This window comes from Streptomyces sp. V3I8, assembly GCF_030817535.1.
Classification (GTDB): Bacteria; Actinomycetota; Actinomycetes; order Streptomycetales; family Streptomycetaceae; genus Streptomyces.
This window is the reverse complement of record NZ_JAUSZL010000002.1, coordinates 8,084,566-8,103,256: the sequence shown is the minus strand read 5'-3', so window position 1 is coordinate 8,103,256 and position 18,691 is coordinate 8,084,566. Positions and strand designations below refer to the sequence as shown.

The following is an 18,691-nucleotide window of genomic DNA, read 5'->3' as shown; positions in this document are numbered from 1 at the left end:
GACAGCGGCGCCGCACCCGGCGCCGCTGGAAGGAGACGCCCCATGCACGTTCGCCCACTCGACGGAATACGCGTTCTGGACCTCACGAACGTGCTCGCCGGGCCCTACTGCAGCTATCAGCTGATGCTCATGGGCGCCGAGGTGGTCAAGATCGAACGCCCCGGGCAGGGAGACCTCGCCCGCAGTCTCGGCCCCGACCCCTCGCTCAACCGGGACGGCGTCGGCGCGTCGTTCCTCGCCCAGAACGCGGGCAAGAAGTCACTCGAACTCGACCTCAAGGACACGGCCGACCGCACCCTCTTCGAAGACCTGCTCACCGGCGGCGACGTACTGCTGGAGAACTTCCGGGCGGGTGTCCTGGACCGGATGGGCTACGGCGCCGAACGCCTCGCCCAGCTCAACGAACGCCTCGTCTACTGCTCCATCTCCGGTTTCGGGCACACCGGCCCGATGAGCGACGCCCCCGCCTACGACCAGATCGTCCAGGGCCTGACCGGCATGATGAGCGTCACCGGCACCCCGGACACCGCGCCGCAGCGCATCGGCTTCCCGGTGTGCGACACCACCGGCGGACTGATGGCGGCGTTCGCCATCAGCACCGCACTGCTGCACCGGGAACGCACCGGGGCCGGCAGCAGACTCGACGTCTCCATGATGGAGGCCTCACTGTCCACGATGGGCTGGGCCGTCTCCAACTACCTGGTCAGCGGCATCCCGCCGCAACCGCTGGGGGACCAGAACCCGACCGCCGCGCCGTCCGGCACCTTCCACGCGTCGGACGGCCCGCTGAACATCGCCGCCAACCAGCAACGCCAGTTCGAGGCCCTGTGCCGGCTGGCGGGCGTCCCCGAGCTGATCACCGATCCCCGCTTCGGCGAGCGGGAACAGCGCAAGATCCACCGGGCCGAACTCAACACCGCGCTGGACCGGGCCCTGGCCGCACGCCCGGCCGCCGACTGGGAACGCGAACTGAACGCCGCCGGCGTGCCCTCGGCCCGGGTCCTCACCGTGCCTCAGGCTCTGGAGCAGCCGCAGCTGGCGCACCGCCGCTTCGTCACCGAACTGAGCCACCCGGGACGTGCCGACCAACCGCTGCGCGTGGTGGGAAACGGCGTGCTGTTCGACGGAGAGGCGTTCGCTCCCCCCTTCCCCCCGCCCCTGCTGGGCGAGCACAACAGCGAGCGCCGGCTCCTCGCGCAGCGCTGGTCCGGCGCGGCCGCCGAGGCCACCGCGTCCGCCGAGGAGGCCGCCGCCTCATGACCGACGACCAGAGCGAGGCCGCTCTGTGGTGGGCCACGGCGGTCAGTCACATCGAGCCCGGCCGTATCGAGCTGCGCGACCGGCCGGTCCAGGAACTCATCGGCAGGACGAGCCTGGTCGACGTCATCTGGCTGATGCTGCGCGGCACGATGCCCTCGCGGCCGGAATCCGCCCTGCTCGAGGCGGCGCTGGTCGCCGGTGTCGACCACGGCCCGCAGGCTCCGTCCATCGCCGCCGCCCGTATGGCGGCGACCTGCGGCGTCGGCCTGAACAACGCGATCGCCACCGGGGTCAACATGCTCGGCGACGCCCACGGCGGGGCGGGCCAGCAGTGCGTGGAGATGCTCACCGACATCCGTACCGCCCACGACGACGGCCTCGGCTGGGACGACGCGGCCCGTGACGTCATGGCCGAGTGGCAGAGCCGCTCCCGCTACCTCCCCGGATTCGGACACCGCTTCCATCCCGTCGACCCACGGCGCGACCCTCTGCTGAGTCTGGTGCGGCAGGCGGTGAGCGACGGCGTGGTCGACGGCGACTTCCTCCACGCCGCCCTCGCCGTCGAGTCGGCTCTGCGGCAGCGCCGGGCCGGCGTCCGGCCGGTCCCGATGAACATCGACGGGGCGACCGCCGTCATCTACGCCGAGCTGGGCTTTCCCGCGCCCCTGGCCCGCGGTCTGTTCGTCCTCAGCCGTTCCGTGGGCATCCTCGCCCACGCCTGGGAGGAGAGCGGACAGGGCCGTCGCAACAAGGGCCCCGTCCCCCGCAGCGTGCTCCCGGCCCGGCTGCCCCAGCCGAAAGACGTGTGAACAATCCGCGTCACACCCCTTGTCACACCACCGGCGCATCCCTAGCGTGGCTTTCCGCCAATCGGCAACCACCGTACGGACCGCCCGAACCGTACAGCGGACCATGATCCGCCCCGCTCCTCCCTTCCCCCACGTGAGAACTCCGCAGCCCCGTCACGGACGAGTCCATCAGGCACCGTCACGAAAGAGGGACCATGGACAGACGCAGCTTCCTCACCTCGACCGCCGCCGGAACGGCCACCACCGTCACCCTGCTCAACGGCACCACCGCCGGGGCGGCCGCATCGGACACCCTGGCGCGGCCCGTACCCGCCCAGGCCCACGCCGCCACCGGCAAGGACTTCCCCAAGCCCGGCGGCAACCTCGGCAACCAGAACCACTCCTCGCTGAAGAAGATCGACGCCGGCAACGTCCGCAGGCTCGGCGGCGCCTGGCACATCAACCTGGAGAACGGCTCCACCGCCGCCCACCAGCAGTGCGCCGTCATCGCCCAGGACGGCATCCTCTACCTCGTCACCACCCAGCAGAACGTCTTCGCCGTCGACGGACGCACCGGCAAGGTGAAGTGGAAGACGAACATCGGCGCCGAGACCACCAACATGCGCGGTCTCGCCCTCGGCGGGGGCCTCGCCTACACCATCTCCGGCGACAACAAGGTCCACGCCCTCGACCAGAAGACCGGTGCCGTCGCCTGGACCCGCGAACTCCTGGTCGAGGACCAGGGGGACCCGGACTGCGACCCCGCCGGCGGCCAGTGCGGGGGCAGCAAGGGCGGCCTTGCCGGAGCCCCCGTCCACTGGGACGGACTCGTCTACATCGGCACCCAGGGCAGCACCGCCGGCGCCCGGGGACGCGCCTACGCCCTCGACGCCGCGACCGGCGAGGTCGCCTGGGTCTTCTGGGGAACCCCCGGCCCCGGCGAGTACGGACACGACACCTGGGAGGGCGACTCCTGGAAGACCGGCGGCGCGGTGTGCTGGATCCACCCCGCCGTCGACCCCGAACTCGGCCTCGTCTACTGGACGTTCGGCAACCCGTATCCCCGCACCGACGGTTCCACCCGCGGCGGCGACAACCTCTTCGCCAACTGCATCGTCGCCATGGACGCCAAGACCGGCCGGCGGCGCTGGCACTTCCAGTCCGTCCACCACGACATCTGGGACTACGACAACGTCATGTCCCCCGTCCTCGCCGACATCCTGATCAAGGGGAAGAAGCACCGGGTCGTCGTCTACGGCAGCAAGACGGGCATGTACTACTTCCTCGACCGCGCGACGGGCAGGCCCGTGCACGGCATGGAGGAGCGGCCCGTACCGCAGCACGAGGCACAGAAGACCGCGCCCACCCAGCCCTTCCCCGGCGGAGAGCCCTTCGTCGAGAGCGAACCCCGCATCGACAAGGCCACCCGGCCCGTGCCCTTCTACGCCACCGGCGGCCTCTTCGAGGTGCACTGGGACCGCCCCACCATCCTCTACCCCGGCGCGGGCGGCGGCGCCGACTGGTCCTTCCCCTCCTTCAGTCACCGCACCGGCCTCGTCTACGTGGGCTACGGCCTCATCAACTCCGCCTACTCCAACACCCACGGCGGCCGGGTCAACACCGCCCGCCCGCTCGGCGAGTACTTCGCCGGGGGCCTGGCCGCGGTCGACCCCCGCACCAACACCGTCGCCTGGCGCCAGGAGGGCGACTGGTCCCTCGCCCACGGCAACGGCATCCTCAGCACCGCGGGCGGCGTGCTCTTCCAGGGCCGCCCCGACGGCGTACTCACGGCCCTCGACGACCGCGACGGCACCGAGCTGTGGACCTGGCAGTGCGGCGCGGGTGTCAACACCAGCCCGCTGACCTACGAGATCGACGGCGAGCAGTACGTCGCCGTACTCGCCGGCGGGAACGGACTGCCCTACCCGGACATTCCCAAGGGGGACCACCTGTGGGCCTTCAGGCTGGGCGGGAACGTCGGGCCCGCCCCGGCGCCCACACCGCCGTCCAGACGCAACCAGGTCCGTGCCGCCGCCGTCACCGGCGACACCGCCGGGAACACCGTCACCCTGGGCCGCGTCTGGGACAGCGCGAAGAACGCGCCGGGCACCACTGAGAACCTCGTGGCGCAGAACGCCATGTCACCGCAGCACCTGAGCATCACCAGGGGCACCGCCGTCACGTTCGCCAACCCGGCCGACAACAAGGCCGCGCACGGCGCGGTCTCCTTCTTCGAGGCCGAGTTCGACACCGGCCTCCTCATGCCGGGGCAGTCCCACAGCCACACCTTCGACACCCCCGGCGAGTACTTCTACAACGACCCGATCGCCCCGCAGAACACCGGCAAAGTCGTCGTGAAGTAACGATTCACTCCACACGCTTCAGCCTGGACGGCACGTCTGCCCTCCTGGCGTCACCACACCGGACACCATCACACCGGACACACATCGCGAGGACTGCCGCATGACGACAACACCCGGACAAGGACGCCGCGTCCGGCCTCTCGCCGCCGCCCTCACCAGCGTCGTCGGCACGCTCGGCGTCACGGTCGCCCTGGTGGCGACCGGCACGATCAGCGTGGCCCAGGGACGTGCCGGCCAGGGAGCCCAGCAGCTCGGCGACCCCGACCACGGCGTGTGCCGCGGCGTGGACGCGCGCTGCTACCACGACTGGGGCAACTTCGACACCTCCAAGGGCTTCAAGGTCCTGCTGTACACCCGTACCGCCGGCCCCCGCCACGCCAACCTCGGCCCCGCGCTGGCGCCCGGGACAAACCCTCCGCTCAGCGACGCCAACGCCGTACAGAAGGCCGTCGTCAAGATGGGCGCCGACCACGGCTTCCAGGTCGACCACACCGAGGACGTCTCCCAACTGTCTTCCCCTGCGGCCCTGTTCAAGTACAACGCCGTCATCTTCTACTCCACCAGCCGTGACGCCCTCGACGACGGGGCGCAGACGTCGCTGCGGCAGTACATACGCGGCGGCGGCGGTTTCGTCGGCGTCCACAACGCCTTCGGCACCGAGTACAACTGGCCCTGGTACGAGGGCCTGCTCGGCAACGCCAACTTCTACGACCACGGTCCCGCCCAGCCCGGCACGGTCCGCACCGTGAACCGCAGGGACGTCTCCACCAAGTCGCTGCCGTCCAGGTGGGACTTCTCCGACGAGTGGTACAACCTCGTCCCCGCCCCGACCCGGGTCCGCGTCCTCGCCGAGGTCGACGAGAGCACCCTCTCCCAAGGCGTCAGGGGCAACTACCACCACCCCGGGCACGGGGACGACCACCCGGTCGCCTGGTGCCAGTACTACGACGGCGGGCGCGCCTGGCTCACCACCCTCGGGCACGACGCCAAGGACTTCAGCACCGACGGTTCCTTCCCCGGAGCCGCCGAGTTCCAGAAGCTGATCCTCGGCGGCATCGAGTCGGCCATGGGCAGGAAGCCGTTCTGCAAGTGACCTGTGGCTGTCGCCCGCCGGGCGGCGGTCACAGGGCCGCGCGGGGCCCGAAACCCGCGGCCTGTTCCTCACCCACCATGAAAGGCAAGGCCGTCATGAACAACGAACCGCAGACGCAGCACCGGGACCAGGCGCCCGCGCAGACCGGCGGCAACTGGCAGACCCCCGACTTCACGGTGGTCGACACCGCCCTGGAAGTCACCGCCTACCTGCTGCGCGAGAAGTAGGCGACCGCCGTGCTGCTGCGCATCCTGGGGACAGCAGCCGGCGGCGGCCTTCCCCAGTGGAACTGCGCGTGCCCCGGCTGCGCCGGGGCACGCCGGCACCCTTCCCGCCGCCGTCTCCACGACAGCCTGGCCGTCCACGGCCAGGACCCGGGCGCCTGGTTCCTCGCCAACGCCACACCGGACGTCGCCGAACAGCTCGAAGGCCGGCCCGCCCTGCGGCCCGGGGCGGGGCAGGAACGCACGCCCGTGATCCGGGTCGTCCTCACCGACGCGGAACTGGACCACACCCTCGGGCTGCTGCGCCTGCGGGAGGCCGCACGCATCGACGTCTGGTGCACCCGACCCGTACGCAAGGCCCTGACCACCCGGCTGCCCCTCACCGGCATCCTTTCCCCCTACACCACGCTCACCTGGCACGACCTGCCGCTCACCGGCGCCGGACAGCCGGCCGAGATCGCGGGACTGGAGGTGAGCGCCCTGCCGCTGTCGGCCAAGCGCCCCCGGTACGCGGCCGACGAACCCGCGCACCCCGCCTGGACCACGGCACTCAAGGTGCGCGACCCCGGCACGGACACAAGCGCTCTGTACGCACCGGCACTGGCCGCCTGGAGCGACCCCCTGGACGCCGAGATCGCCGGAGCCGACTGCGTGCTTCTCGACGGCACCTTCCTCGACGAGGACGAACCGCGCCGCACCGGTGTCTCACGGCGCACGGCCACCGGGATGGGACACCTGCCCGTCGAGGGTTCCGGCGGCACCGCCGAACGCCTCCACCGGGCCGGGGCGCAGGTCCTCTACACCCACCTCAACAACACCAACCCGCTGGTCGACCCCGGCGACCCCGCCCACGAACGGCTCGCCGGCCTCGGCCTGCGCGTGGCCGAGGAGAAGATGGTGGTGCACCTGTGACCACGACCGTTTTCCGGACCGCAGTCCCCGTTCCACCGCATGCGAACGGGACGGACGACAGCCCATGGGACGAGGAGCGACTGGAGGCCCGGCTGCGTGAGCTGGCCACCGCCCGCTACCACGACCGCCACCCCTTCAACCAGCGCATGCACCGGGGTGCGCTGAGCCCCGGCGAACTGCGGCTGTGGGTCGCGAACCGCTTCTACTACCAGTGCAACATCCCCGTCAAGGACGCCTACATCCTGGCCAAACTCCAGCTCCCCGCCCAGCGCCGCTCCTGGCTGCGGCGCATCCAGGACCACGACGGGACGGGCGACCGGGAGGGCGGCATCGAAAGGTGGCTGCGGCTCGGCGAAGCGGTCGGGCTCGACCGGCGCGACCTGTCGGCACACCGGCACCTGCTGCCCGGGGTCCGGCTGGCCGTCGACGGTTACGTCAACTTCTGCCGCAACAACAGCGCGCTCGAAGCGGTGGCCTCGTCCCTGACCGAGCTGTGCGCGCCCTCGATCATGCTGACCCGCCTGGAGACCTTCCCGCTGCACTACCCCTGGATCGACTCGGGGGGCCTGTCCTACTTCCACAGCCGCGTCCCCCAAGGACGCCGCGACGGAAGCGAGGCGCTGTCCTGGGTGAAGGAGTGGGCGGTGACCCGCGAACAGCAGGACCGGGCGCTGGCAGCCCTGTCGTTCAAGTGCGACGTCCTGTGGAGCCTGCTCGACAGCGTGCAGGGCGCAGCACAGCAGGAGACACCGCGATGAGCGGCGACCCGCCCTGGCGCCCCTGTGTCCTCGCGGCCGCGGTGCTGCGCCACGACCGGGTCCGGGGAACCGACGTCCTGCTGCTGCCCGAACGCGTCGTCGTACTGCACGGTTCAGGACGCGCCGTTCTCGACCTGTGCGACGGCAGCCGCACCGTCGACGAGATCGCCGACCTGCTGTCGACCGGCGCCGACACCTCCTGCGTACGCCACGAGGTCTCCTCGTTCCTGCACCGGCTGCGCACGGAAGGCTGCCTGCGATGACGACTCCCCCTCCGCCCTGGGCCCTGCTCTGCGAACTCACCCACGCCTGCCCCCTGCACTGCGGGTACTGCTCCAACCCACTGGAACTGACGCGTCGTTCACAGGAACTGAGCGCCTCCCGATGGGCGGACGTCTTCCGCCAGGCGGCCGGCCTCGGCGTACTGCACACCCATCTCTCCGGCGGCGAGCCCCTGCTGCGCGGGGACCTGGAGGAGATCACCGCGAGCGCGGTGGACGCCGGGCTGTACACGCAGTTGGTGACCAGCGGCGACGGACTGTCCGCACAACGACTCGACGCCCTGGCGGGCGCCGGTCTGCACAGTGTGCAGCTGTCCGTCCAGCACTCCGATCCCGGCCGGTCCGACGAGATCGCGGGCCGTCGGTCCTTCGACGCCAAGCGGGCGGCGGCCCGGCTCGTGAAGGAGCGTGGCCTTCCCCTCGGCATCAACGTCGTCCTGCACCGGCACAACCTCGACGCCGTGGACGACCTCGTACAACTGGCCGTCGACTGGCGGGCGGACCGCGTCGAACTGGCCAACACCCAGTTCTACGGCTGGGGTCTGCTCAACCGCGCCGCTCTCATGCCGAGCCGGGAGCAGCTCCGGGTGGCCGCCGAAACCGTGGAGCGCCGGCAAGAACAACTGGCCGGCGCTCTCGACATCACCTGGGTGGTGCCCGACTACTTCTCCGGCACGCCCAAGCCCTGCATGGGCGGCTGGGGTGCGGTGTCCCTGACCGTCACGCCCGACGGAACAGCGCTCCCCTGCCCCGCCGCGGCAGTCCTCCCCGGCCTGTGCCCGCCGAACGTCACCGACCGGTCACTGCGCTGGATCTGGGAGGAGTCACCGGCCTTCAACGCCTACCGCGGCACCGACTGGATGCCCTCCCCCTGCCGTACCTGCGAGCGGCGCACCGAGGACTTCGGAGGCTGCCGGTGCCAGGCCCACGCCCTGACCGGGGACGCCACCCGCACCGACCCGGCCTGCTCCCTCTCCCCCGATCACGCCGCCCTGGTCGCCCTCACCGAGCCCGGGGCCCCACCACGGCTCGTGCCACGGCGCCCCGCCTCACCGCACCGGCCGATCCCGGCCGAACGCGGCAGACGGTAACCGCCCGAGGACCGCTCGCCGCCCGAGGGCCGGTCTGCGACAGCAGGGCGTCCGCGGCGTGCAGGAGGCGGACGGCGCAGCCGGCATGGGGGTGTTCGGCTGCGCGCCCTACGTCGGCACCGCATCCGCATGGTGCGGACACAAATGGGACTGCGGACCGTTCAACGACCCACAGGGGTACTTCCTCGACCACACCAACGACCAGGTCACTCCCAACACCTACGCGGCCCGACGCAGTGTCGCCTGCCACGAGATGGGGCATGCGCTCGGCCTGGACCACGACGGAGCGGTGCTGGACGCCTTCTCCGGCAAACCGAGCACGACGGGACCCCGGCGTACGATGCCACCAGCCCTTCTCGTCGGCGTCCGGGCCCGGGCAATGGCGATACCGGGCGCTCAGAGCTGCCGGGCAGGCCGGCACCGCACACTGCTCGCTTCACGCCTTCCGCGCTGCGTCGTCCGTGGCCGTCACTGTCGACGGTGAGGTCTCAAGGTCGACAGTGACGAGCTGGTGGTCGGCCCAGATGTAGCTTTCGGGAAGCAGATCGGTGACGGAGACGGTCCGGAGCCGGTCGCCGGCCCCCACGATGACCTTCAGGGCCGGAAAGTAGTCGAGAAGGACCTGGCGGCACCGTCCGCACGGGGGAACGACCCCCCGGCCGCGGTCGCCCACGGCGACGATCGTGTCCAGCCCATAGACGCCTTGGGCAGCTGCCGTGCCGAGGAGAACCAGCTCGGCGCAGGGGCCGCCGGTGAAGTGGTAGGCGTTCACCGCGGTGATGATGCGGCCGTCCCGGGCACGGCCCGCGGCCGCCATGGTGTGGTTGTCGCCCCGGCAGCGAGTACGTGCGACATGGTCCGCGGCCTGGATGAGCTCGTGGTCGACGCGGGGAGCCTGCGTGGTCATCTTCTCCGCCTTCGTGAGGATGTCAGGCGACGTCCACCCGGATGACGACGGTGCGCAAGCGAATATCGACCGTGTGCTCGCTCCGCCGAATGATGCTTCTCCGCCCTGTGTCAAGGCGTCCACCCGGGCCTCCTGCACCGTGTCGGAATGCCGCACCCGGTGCGGCGGATCAAGACCGGCCCAGCAGCCCCGCCGTCTCGAGTTCAGCCGAGCCCGCAGCGATCAAGCGCGGCACGAACCTGGTTGAGCCCCTCCGCTCTCCGATGGTCCCGGTCAGACATCTGGTCGTCTCGGCGCCAGCGCCAGGCCGAGAACAACGCCCAGTTCAGAGCGCGGCACCGGTGGATCAGGTCGTGGTCGGCCCCCGCGCAGTGCTTTCCCACCTCCTCGGGCGCATGGGCGAGGTCGAACTCGATCGGTCCCCGGCAGCAAGTGGCGAGGTCCACGAAAAGCGGCCCTCTCCTTGTGTTCAGGAGGTTGCCCGGATGCGGCTCACCGTGCAACAACTGGTCGCCGGTCTGGTCGCTGCCGATCGCGGCACTCAGACCACCGAGTGTGCGACTGAGGAGTTCCCGGTCGGAATCGGGCAGTTCGGGGGACTGCTCCCGGTCGTTCACCTTTCTCAGCGCCAGGGCGACTCGATCGGTGAAATGCGGTGCCGCCAGATCGATCTGACGCAGGGCGGCATGGTGCCGTATGAACGCGTCCGCGTAGTCGGCCGGCGCGATCTGTGATCCCACAGGTTCGTAGTAGGTCCAGAGCGAGACGGCGAAGCCATCACGCAGGAAGACCCGCGGTTCGACCCGAGGATCGAGCTCGGCCACCGGAGCGCCGACGTCGGCGAGACGGCGGGCGACCTCCACTTCGAACTCGGAATCGGCCAGATGTCCCGAAGGTGCGACCCGGGCCAGAACACCGCAAGGGACCAGGCGCAGCGCGATCCGGTCCGAGTTGTGGATGACGACCACGTCGTCGGCCCGGAGGCCCAGCTCCGAAGCGGTCGCCCGTCCTGCCTCGACCGCGCGGCGAAGTGGTGATGGTTCCATGCCGTTCTCCCTAACTCGGTGGGCCTGAACAACATCTTCGGGCTGACCTGGAGCATCAGGAGTTCCCAGAAGGCAGGGCGGATCATAGGCTCGTCGGTGCTCAGTTCGCGAGGGTCGCGGTGGCCGGGGCTGGAGAGTCAGTGGATGCAGGACAGGTCGCAGGCCTGGGCGGGTTCCCGGGTGAGGCGGATCGGCGCGTCGAGCCCGGAGGTCCCGATCACCGGGACGTGAGTCCACAACCGTGCACCGTCATACGTTCCGTCGCTCGTCCATGAAACACACCGCCCGTCGGCCCGACGTCGTCGTGGTGGGTGCCGGGGGCAGCGGCGCCGTCCTCGCGGCGCTGCTCAGTGAGGACCCCGGTCGCAGTGTGCTGGTGCTGGAGGCGGGTCCCGCGCCCCGTCACCTCCCGGGGTTCCCCGCCGGGTTGCTGGACGCCCGGCTCGTCCCCGGCGCCCAGCCCGGACACACCGCCGTGCAGCCGTGGGCGGTACGTCTCACACCGCGTCATCCCTACACCGTCGCCCGCGGACGCTTCCTCGGCGGCTCGACCACCGTCAACGGCGGGTACTTCGTCCGTGCCCGGCGGGAGGACTTCGACCGCTGGTCGGCCGCCGGCGGCCCGGCGTGGTCGTACGACCGGGTGCTCCCGTTCCTGCGCTCCATGGAGACCGACCTCGACCACGGCGCCGATGACCTGCACGGCGGCAGCGGTCCGGTGCGGATCCGGCGCTCACGACTGGGGCATCCCGCCGCCGCGGCGTTCCGGGCCGCCGCCCGTCAGCTGGGTTTTCCCGAGGAGCCGGACAAGAACGCCCAGGGCGCGCCCGGCTTCGGTGCGGTGCCGTCCAACTCCGTGGACGGTCTGCGGCTCAACACCGGCGTCAGTCATCTTCTGGCCGCGCTCGGCCGCCCCAACCTCATGGTGAACGGCGACAGCCCGGTGCGTCGAGTCGTCGTCGAGCGCGGCCGGGCGACCGGCGTGGTCGTCGAACACGACGGGCGCCGCACGACCGTGCGCGCGGGCGAGGTCGTGGTGTGCGCCGGCGCGTTCGCCTCGCCCCACCTGCTGCACCTGTCGGGCATCGGACCGCGCCGCGAGCTGCAACGCCTCGGCATCCCCGTCGTCCACGACGCCCCCGCCGTCGGCTCCCGGTTCGGTGACCATCCCCAGGTGGTCATGGAGTGGATGCCCAGGCGGCCGATGCCCGCGCCCACCGGCTCCTGGCTGGGGGGCGCCCTGCATCTGTCCTCGTCGGACGGAGAGCACCCCGGGGACCTGGAGATCCTGCAGTCACTCGTCCCCATGGCGGGGCTGGTCGGCGGACGGGTGTCCGTCCCCGGCGCTCCCCTCGCGTTCCTCGTGTCCGTCCAGACCCCACGAACCAGCGGCAGGCTGCGCACCCGATCCGCGGACCCGGCCACCCCGCCGAGCATCGACTACGGCTATCTCGGCACCGCCGACGACAGACGCCGCCTGCGGGAGGCGGTCCGCGCCGCCGCCACGCTCGTCACCACCGGCGCGTTCGACGAGGTCTCCCTCGGGCTCGCGCATCCGGGGCAGGACGTGTGGAACGACGACGGACTGCTCGACCGATGGATCGACGGGCGTCTCGGCACCTCCCACCACACCTGCGGCACCGTGCCCATGGGACCCGCCGGCGACCCGGGGGCCGCTGTGGACGGCTACGGAAGGGTGCACGGTGTCCGCGGTCTACGGGTCGCGGACACCTCCATCCTCCCCACCGCCCCCTTGCGCGGTCCTGCGGCGACGGCCGTCCTGATCGGCGCACTCGTCGCCGACGCCATGCGGCGGGATCTGCCCTGACTCAGGATCCGGTCCGGCGGAGCACCGGCGCCGGGACCGGTGTGCAGGCGGCTCCGCATCCGCGGACGCCCGTCCGACCGGCCCGGGGACGACCGGATACAGTGCGCGGGACGGCAGCCTGGTCAAGGAGGGGAAGCGTGACCGACACCAGCGACACCCGACCCGCCGACAGTGCGGCGCGAGCGCCGCGGCGCAGCCTGCTGCACCGCCTGATGCGCCACCTCCCTCTGATCGCCCCCGTCCTGCTGTGGGCCGTGCCCTGCGGGGTCCTTCTGCACACCGGCCAGCACTGGCCGCTGCCCGTCACGCTCGCCGGCACCGCCCTGTTCGTCCTCGGCCTCCTCGGTATGCCGCTCGCGATGGCGCGCGGCCACGGCCGGCGCCAGCAGGACCGGGCGGCGATCGTCGGTGACACCCTGCTGGGTATCAGCTGGGTCCTGTTCACCTGGTCCGTCCTGCTCGGTGTCGTGCTGCGGCTCGCCCTGACCGTGAGCGGCGTCGGCGAGGGCCAGGACCGGGCGCGGATCGTGACCTGGGCCGTCCTCGGCACAACCGCCGTACTGCTCGCCTGGGGGTACGCCGAAGCCCGCCGCGTGCCACGCGTACGCCGGCTCGACGTGCAACTCCCGCGCCTGGGCGCCGGGTTGGACGGCCTCCGCGTCGCCCTCATCACCGACACCCACTACGGCCCGCTCGACCGCGCCCGCTGGTCGGCACGGGTGTGCGAGACGGTGAACACCCTGGAGGCCGACCTGGTCTGCCACACCGGCGACATCGCGGACGGCACGGCCGAACGCCGCCGCGCACAGGCCGCCCCACTCGCCACCGTGCGGGCCACCCGGGCCCGGGTCTACGTCACCGGCAACCACGAGTACTACAGCGAGGCCCAGGGCTGGGTCGACCTGATGGACGAGCTGGGCTGGGAGCCGCTGCGCAACCGCCATCTGCTGCTCGAACGAGGCGGCGACACCCTCGTGGTCGCCGGCGTGGACGACGTCACCGCCGAGTCCTCCGGCCTGGCCGGCCACCGCGCCCACCTCGCCGGAGCCCTGCGCGGCGCCGACCCCGACCTGCCCGTCCTGCTCCTGGCCCACCAGCCCAAGTTCGTCGACCGGGCCGCGGCGGGCGGCATCGACCTCCAGCTCTCCGGCCACACCCACGGCGGTCAGATCTGGCCCTTCCACCACCTCGTCCGCGTCGACCAGCCGGCCCTCGCCGGCCTCAGCCGCCACGGCGCCCGCACCCTCCTCTACACCAGCCGCGGCACCGGCTTCTGGGGCCCGCCGTTCCGCGTCTTCGCCCCCAGCGAGATCACCCTGCTCGTGCTCCGCTCCCCGCGGCAGCCCACCTCGATGTAGGACCGGCCGGGCGGACACGTCCGTCCGGAACGGCACCACGGCCGGCAAGGGCCGGAGTTTTCCCCTTGGTCACCGTCGTGCACATCGCTTTCCGGCACACCTACGGTGTCCCGCGTACCCATGCCGCACCGCACCACCCGGGCCGGCGGGTGAACCGCGAGCGCGTCGCCCGAGTGATGCGTGAGCGCAACATCCACGACATCCGCGGCGTCACCACCCGGCGCAAGAGACGTTCGCCGACCCGGCCGGACCCGAAGGCGAAGTCGACACCGGGCGAAGCCGACACCGGGCGAAGGCGATCCGGCGGCCGCTCAGAGGTGGCCGTCCAGGAACTTCCGTACCTCGGCGACGGTCATGGGCCCCGTGGCGTGCGCCACCGCCTCTCCCTCCTTCAGCAGGACGCAGGACGGGGCTTCGGTGATCCCGTACCGCCCGGTCGCGGCCGGACAACGCGTGATGTCGGCGCGGACGGCCGTCAGGCGGCCCGCGCAGTCGTCGGCGATGCCACCCACGACGAGGTCCATCACCCGGCAGGGCTCGATCGCCTTGGGCCATGTCCCGGTGAAGTACGCGAGGACCGGAACCGCGCTCATCCCGAGGATGAAATCGAACTCCGCGTCCTCACGGGGTCGGTGAACCCGCTTCGCCATGGAAGCTCCTGACCTCACGTCCGTTGTTCCCTCCCCATCATCCCCCACGCGGTGTGCCGGGCCGGACCGGTCGGCCGCCCGGTCGATCCGGCGGAAGCGGGGCGCGATTCCCGGACCGCTCGCGGACACGGTCGTGGACGGTCGAAGTAGGCGTCAGCTGGCCCCGAGACCGACCGCCAGCGTCAGTTCAAGGACCCGGTGCGGCGATGCGAGATCCGGAAACAGCTCCCGCAGCTGCGCCATCCGGTACCGGACCGTCTGGGGATGGACGAACAACGCCGCCGCCACCTCCTCCCGCCTGCCCTGGTGCAGCAGCCACGCCCGCAACGTCTCCTCCAGCCGCCGTGCGGTCGCGACAGGCAAGGTCCGCAACGGTGCGAGGGCCCGGGCCCGCAGGTCCGCGAACGCGTCCACGTCGGCGCTCAGCACCAGCTCGGGCAGGTGGTCCTCGGTGTCGCGGATATCGCAGGAGAGGGAGCGCGCGCGTACGGCTCGTGCGTACGAGGCGGACGCACGCGTCCATGGCCGGGCCGGGCCGACCACGGCGGCGCGGTCGGTCAGCTGCCGCAAGAGATGTGACCGGTCCGCATCGGGGACGAGCAGCACACCGGTGGCGTCCGGCAGATCGTCGAGGACGAGGGTGCTCGGGTCGAGCGCGCGGTAGGCGGGCCGCGCCTGGGCGGCGGGCAGCAGGACCGCGGTCAGCGAAACCGGAGGCTGCCACCCGGCCCGTTGGACAGAGGCCAGCAGCACGTCCGGGCTCGCGCCGGCGAGGAGGTCGCGGGCCAGATGTTCCAGTTGGCGCTCGTGGGCCCTGCCCCGGGCGGCCAGTTCGTCGGCGTGGCCCGCGGCGCTCGCGGCGGAGAGCTCGTCGATGTAGGCAAAGGTCAGCTCGGCGAACTTGGCGACCTCGGCGGCGGGCAGGCCCGCGGGCACGGCGCCCGCCGCCAGGCATCGCCAGGCCACGCGGGCGCCGACGCGGTAGGCGCTGAGCAGGGCGTCCATCGAACGGCCGTCGCGCACCTCGCCGCGGCCCAGCTCGTAGGCCGCGTCACCGGCGTCGCCGCCTGTGGCGTTCCCGCTCGCGAGGTCCAGGTAGTGCCCCAGGGCGGTGCGGACGGCTCGGCGGATGGTGACGCCCATGCGGCCAGAAAGGGCGTTGGCGTAGGGAGGGACCTCGTCGATGATCGCCTGGACGACCTCGTCGGCGGTGGTCCTCAGCGCGGCCCGCAGTGCGGTGACCGTCGTCTCACCCAGGGCCAGTTCACTGGCCCTCTGGATTGCATGGCTCATATTTTTGTTCCCTGCGAACAATTCAACCGACCAGATTCACATCCTGCGGTCAGGACTTTACGCCTTGAGGCACAGCAAGCTGGAGTCATGACAAGTGCAGCCCTCCGCAGCAGGGCGTGGAAACTGCTGGAGACGGTCACGACGCCGCTGCTGCCGTCGGATTACCTCGACCTGGTCAGCCCGCTGCGTGCGGGCGCCGACCTGCGGGGGCGCATCGAGGCCGTGCACCCCGAGACGGGTGACGCCGCGACCGTCGTGATCAGACCGGGACGGGGCTGGCGCGGCCACACAGCCGGTCAGTACGTGCGGATCGGGGTCGACGTCGACGGGGTGCGCCTGTGGCGTGCCTACTCCCTCACCTCGCCGACGAACCGCCGGGACGGCCGTGTCACGATCACCGTGAAGGCGATCCCGGACGGCAAGGTCAGCAACCACCTGGTCCGCAGGGTGAAGCCGGGCACGCTGATCCAGCTCGACCAGCCGACCGGTGACTTCGTGCTGCCGCGGGCCAGGCCCGCCAAGGTGCTCTACCTGACGGCCGGCAGCGGCATCACGCCCGTGATGGGCATGCTGCGCGACACCGAGCTCGACGACGTCGTCATGGTCCACTGCGCGCCACAGCCGCAGGACGTGATCTTCCGCAACGAACTGCACGACCTGGTCGCGGACAAGAAACTGCGGCTCACCGAGGTGCACACCGACACGGACGGCATGCTCGACATCGCCCGTCTCGACGAACTCGTGCCCGACTGGGCCGAGCGCGAGACCTGGGCCTGCGGGCCCGCGGGCCTGCTCGACGCCGCCGAAGAGCACTGGACCGGGCACGGCGTCCAGGAGCGCCTGCACACCGAACGCTTCCGCCCCGGCATCGTCGTCGCCGGCGACGGCGGCGAGGTCACGTTCAGCGTCACCGGCAGGACCGTCGACGCGGACGGCGCCACGCCGTTGCTGGACGTCGGCGAGGAGGCCGGCGTGCTCATGCCCTCCGGGTGCCGCATGGGCATCTGCTTCGGCTGCGTCACGCCGCTCAAGGCGGGCGCCGTCCGCGACCTGCGCACCGGCGAGCTCACCGAGGCCGAGCCGGGCGTCCTCATCCAGACCTGTGTGTCCGCCGCGGCGGGCCCCTGCGACATCGAACGGTAGGAGCACCTTGACCGCCATCGACCCCACCGCCCACCTGACCGCGGAGCAGATCGAGGAGCTCGGCCGCGAGCTGGACGCGATCCGCGACGAGGTGATCGCCGACCGCGGCGAGAAGGACGCCGCCTACATCCGCAAGGTCATCTCCGTGCAACGCAAGCTCGAGCTTGCCAGCAGGGGTGTACTGCTGTTCTCGATCTTCCCGCCCGCGTGGCTGCTCGGCACCGCCGGGCTGTCCGTGGCGAAGATCATGGACAACATGGAGATCGGCCACAACATCCTGCACGGCCAGTGGGACTGGATGCGGGACCCGAAGATCCACTCCACCACCTGGGAGTGGGATCACGTCTCGCCGTCCGAGCAGTGGAAGCACTCGCACAACGAGCTGCACCACACGTACACCAACGTGATCGGCAAGGACAACGACCTCGGCTACGGCATCATGCGCGTCGACGAGGACCAGAAGTGGCACCCGTTCCACCTCGGCCAGCCGCTGTGGAACTTCCTCAACGCCTGCTTCTTCGAGTACGGCATCGCGGCGTACGACCTGGAGCTCGGCAAGAACCTGCACAAGCGCCGCCGCAAGAACCCGGAGTTCCGCGCGCGGGCCAGGGCCGTGGGCCGCAAGATCCGCAAGCAGGTGCTCAAGGACTACGTGATCCACCCGCTGCTGTCGGGCCCGTCGTTCCTCAACACGCTCGCCGCCACCTTCACCGCGAACCTGGTCCGCAACCTCTGGACCCACTCGGTGATCATGTGCGGGCACTTCCCCGAGGGCGTACAGGTCTTCGAGCGCCGGTCGATCAAGGGCGAGACGCGCGGTCAGTGGTACCTGCGCCAGATGATGGGCTCGGCGAACATCAGCGGCAGCAAGGCCATGCACTTCATGACCGGCAACCTGTCACACCAGATCGAGCACCACCTGTTCCCGGACCTGCCGAGCAACCGGTACGCCGAGGTCGCGGTGAAGGTGCGCGCGCTGTTCGAGAAGTACGAGCTGGAGTACGTCACCGGCCCGCTGCCCAAGCAGGTGTTCTCCGCCTGGCACAAGGTCTTCCGGCTCTCGCTGCCGAACAAGAAGCCCGAGGTCAGGACGCCGGACCGCGAGCAGGAGCTCATCGCGGCCTGAATGTCGGGTACGTACGCGCACTCGGTCTGCCGGCGGGCGGGCCGGGTGTAAGGCACGGGCTGCGACGTGGACACTGTCGGAACCGACTGCACCCATGCCCTGCCGGACCCCGGCCGACCTGCGGATTTCGGCGTAGGCCCTACTCGTGTGGCGCGATCCGTGATTCGTGATCGCTCCATCGAGATGGCCACGGGTTCGCTCGGTGGCTGCCAGGTGTCGTGAGGCGAGGCCGATGATCACGTCACGGGCCCTCCCCCGCGGACCTGGGCACCATCCTTGTTCCCGGCCGATCGCCCCGCAGGAGGCGGTGTTTGCCGAGCGGCGCTCACAACACGGAAGAGGTGGAGGCGGCAAGGTTCGCCCTGCCTCCCCCGCCGACACCCTCACCACGCGCGCTGACCGAGGTCCTCTCGGGACCCTCTCCCGTAGGTGCTGTTTTGAATGTAAAAGTTATCGATCAAGCAAACCAAAGGGCCTGTTATTACGATCACGGCAGTATCTGGCCCTGCACATGCCGCAATGCCCGCGGCGCCGAAACCCGTCCGCGCAGAGGCTGGCCTTCGCGCCGGT

General features: G+C 71.0%; 17 protein-coding genes and 1 pseudogene. 14 read left to right on the top strand and 4 right to left on the bottom strand.

The window, feature by feature from the left end; all coding sequences use genetic code 11:
* The first annotated feature begins 42 nt into the window (after positions 1 to 42).
* The 9 genes from QFZ75_RS35835 (at position 43) to pqqE (ending at position 8,770) form a co-directional block, all read left to right on the top strand.
* Complete coding sequence (locus tag QFZ75_RS35835) at positions 43 to 1,260, top strand: CaiB/BaiF CoA-transferase family protein (RefSeq protein WP_307543592.1); 1,218 nt, start codon at positions 43 to 45, stop codon at positions 1,258 to 1,260.
* Positions 1,257 to 2,069, top strand: a complete 813-nt coding sequence (locus tag QFZ75_RS35830) for a citryl-CoA lyase (protein WP_307543591.1) — start codon at positions 1,257 to 1,259, stop codon at positions 2,067 to 2,069. The genes QFZ75_RS35835 and QFZ75_RS35830 overlap by 4 nt, the downstream gene beginning before the upstream one ends.
* Before the next feature lie 194 nt (positions 2,070 to 2,263).
* Positions 2,264 to 4,411 (top strand): PQQ-binding-like beta-propeller repeat protein, encoded by a 2,148-nt coding sequence (locus tag QFZ75_RS35825; protein ID WP_307543590.1) that lies wholly within the window; start codon positions 2,264 to 2,266, stop codon positions 4,409 to 4,411.
* A gap of 100 nt (positions 4,412 to 4,511) precedes the next feature.
* Positions 4,512 to 5,504, top strand: a complete 993-nt coding sequence (locus QFZ75_RS35820) for a ThuA domain-containing protein (protein WP_307543589.1) — start codon at positions 4,512 to 4,514, stop codon at positions 5,502 to 5,504.
* Positions 5,505 to 5,581: 77 nt separating this feature from the next.
* Entirely contained in the window at positions 5,582 to 5,731 is a 150-nt protein-coding gene (gene pqqA, locus QFZ75_RS35815; protein ID WP_307543588.1) for a pyrroloquinoline quinone precursor peptide PqqA, read from the top strand.
* Between the two features lie 9 nt (positions 5,732 to 5,740).
* Complete coding sequence (gene pqqB, locus QFZ75_RS35810; RefSeq protein WP_307543587.1) at positions 5,741 to 6,640, top strand: pyrroloquinoline quinone biosynthesis protein PqqB; 900 nt, start codon at positions 5,741 to 5,743, stop codon at positions 6,638 to 6,640.
* Positions 6,637 to 7,398, top strand: coding sequence for a pyrroloquinoline-quinone synthase PqqC (gene pqqC / locus QFZ75_RS35805; RefSeq protein ID WP_373465993.1), 762 nt, complete (start codon positions 6,637 to 6,639; stop codon positions 7,396 to 7,398). Before pqqB ends, pqqC begins: the two co-directional genes overlap by 4 nt.
* Positions 7,395 to 7,661, top strand: a complete 267-nt coding sequence (gene pqqD / locus QFZ75_RS35800) for a pyrroloquinoline quinone biosynthesis peptide chaperone PqqD (protein ID WP_307543586.1) — start codon at positions 7,395 to 7,397, stop codon at positions 7,659 to 7,661. The genes pqqC and pqqD overlap by 4 nt, the downstream gene beginning before the upstream one ends.
* Positions 7,658 to 8,770 (top strand): pyrroloquinoline quinone biosynthesis protein PqqE, encoded by a 1,113-nt coding sequence (gene pqqE / locus QFZ75_RS35795; protein WP_307543585.1) that lies wholly within the window; start codon positions 7,658 to 7,660, stop codon positions 8,768 to 8,770. The genes pqqD and pqqE overlap by 4 nt, the downstream gene beginning before the upstream one ends.
* A gap of 436 nt (positions 8,771 to 9,206) precedes the next feature.
* Here the strand turns inward: pqqE and QFZ75_RS35790 are convergent, their stop codons facing one another.
* Together QFZ75_RS35790 and QFZ75_RS35785 are read right to left on the bottom strand one after the other, a co-directional pair.
* Positions 9,207 to 9,677: a cytidine deaminase gene (locus tag QFZ75_RS35790; protein ID WP_307543584.1), complete on the bottom strand. Its 471-nt coding sequence runs from the start codon at positions 9,675 to 9,677 to the stop codon at positions 9,207 to 9,209.
* 203 nt (positions 9,678 to 9,880) lie between these two features.
* Entirely contained in the window at positions 9,881 to 10,723 is an 843-nt protein-coding gene (locus QFZ75_RS35785) for a phosphotransferase (protein ID WP_307543583.1), read from the bottom strand.
* A gap of 271 nt (positions 10,724 to 10,994) precedes the next feature.
* Here QFZ75_RS35785 and mftG point away from each other — a divergent pair, with 271 nt between their 5' ends.
* From mftG to QFZ75_RS41275, 3 genes and pseudogenes are all read left to right on the top strand, one after another.
* A complete protein-coding gene (mftG, locus tag QFZ75_RS35780; RefSeq protein ID WP_307543582.1) occupies positions 10,995 to 12,551 on the top strand; it encodes a mycofactocin system GMC family oxidoreductase MftG in 1,557 nt (518 codons plus the stop codon).
* Between the two features lie 137 nt (positions 12,552 to 12,688).
* Positions 12,689 to 13,909, top strand: coding sequence for a metallophosphoesterase (locus QFZ75_RS35775; RefSeq protein WP_307543581.1), 1,221 nt, complete (start codon positions 12,689 to 12,691; stop codon positions 13,907 to 13,909).
* Positions 13,910 to 13,986: 77 nt separating this feature from the next.
* Positions 13,987 to 14,109: pseudogene (locus tag QFZ75_RS41275) on the top strand (IS3 family transposase); the annotation flags it as partial.
* Between the two features lie 111 nt (positions 14,110 to 14,220).
* On the opposite strand, the gene QFZ75_RS35770 reads toward QFZ75_RS41275, so the two are convergent.
* Both QFZ75_RS35770 and QFZ75_RS35765 read right to left on the bottom strand, forming a co-directional pair.
* Positions 14,221 to 14,559 carry a co-chaperone YbbN gene (locus QFZ75_RS35770; protein WP_307543580.1) on the bottom strand — a complete coding sequence of 113 codons (339 nt, stop codon included), beginning with the start codon at positions 14,557 to 14,559 and terminating at the stop codon, positions 14,221 to 14,223.
* Between the two features lie 153 nt (positions 14,560 to 14,712).
* On the bottom strand, positions 14,713 to 15,852 hold the full coding sequence (locus QFZ75_RS35765) for a CdaR family transcriptional regulator (protein WP_307543579.1): 1,140 nt from the start codon (positions 15,850 to 15,852) through the stop codon (positions 14,713 to 14,715).
* Between the two features lie 87 nt (positions 15,853 to 15,939).
* On the opposite strand from QFZ75_RS35765, the gene QFZ75_RS35760 reads away from it, so the two are divergent.
* On the top strand, positions 15,940 to 16,995 hold the full coding sequence (locus tag QFZ75_RS35760) for a ferredoxin reductase (RefSeq protein ID WP_307543578.1): 1,056 nt from the start codon (positions 15,940 to 15,942) through the stop codon (positions 16,993 to 16,995).
* Positions 16,996 to 17,002: 7 nt separating this feature from the next.
* Positions 17,003 to 18,121: an acyl-CoA desaturase gene (locus QFZ75_RS35755; RefSeq protein ID WP_307543577.1), complete on the top strand. Its 1,119-nt coding sequence runs from the start codon at positions 17,003 to 17,005 to the stop codon at positions 18,119 to 18,121.
* The last annotated feature ends 570 nt before the right edge of the window (positions 18,122 to 18,691 follow it).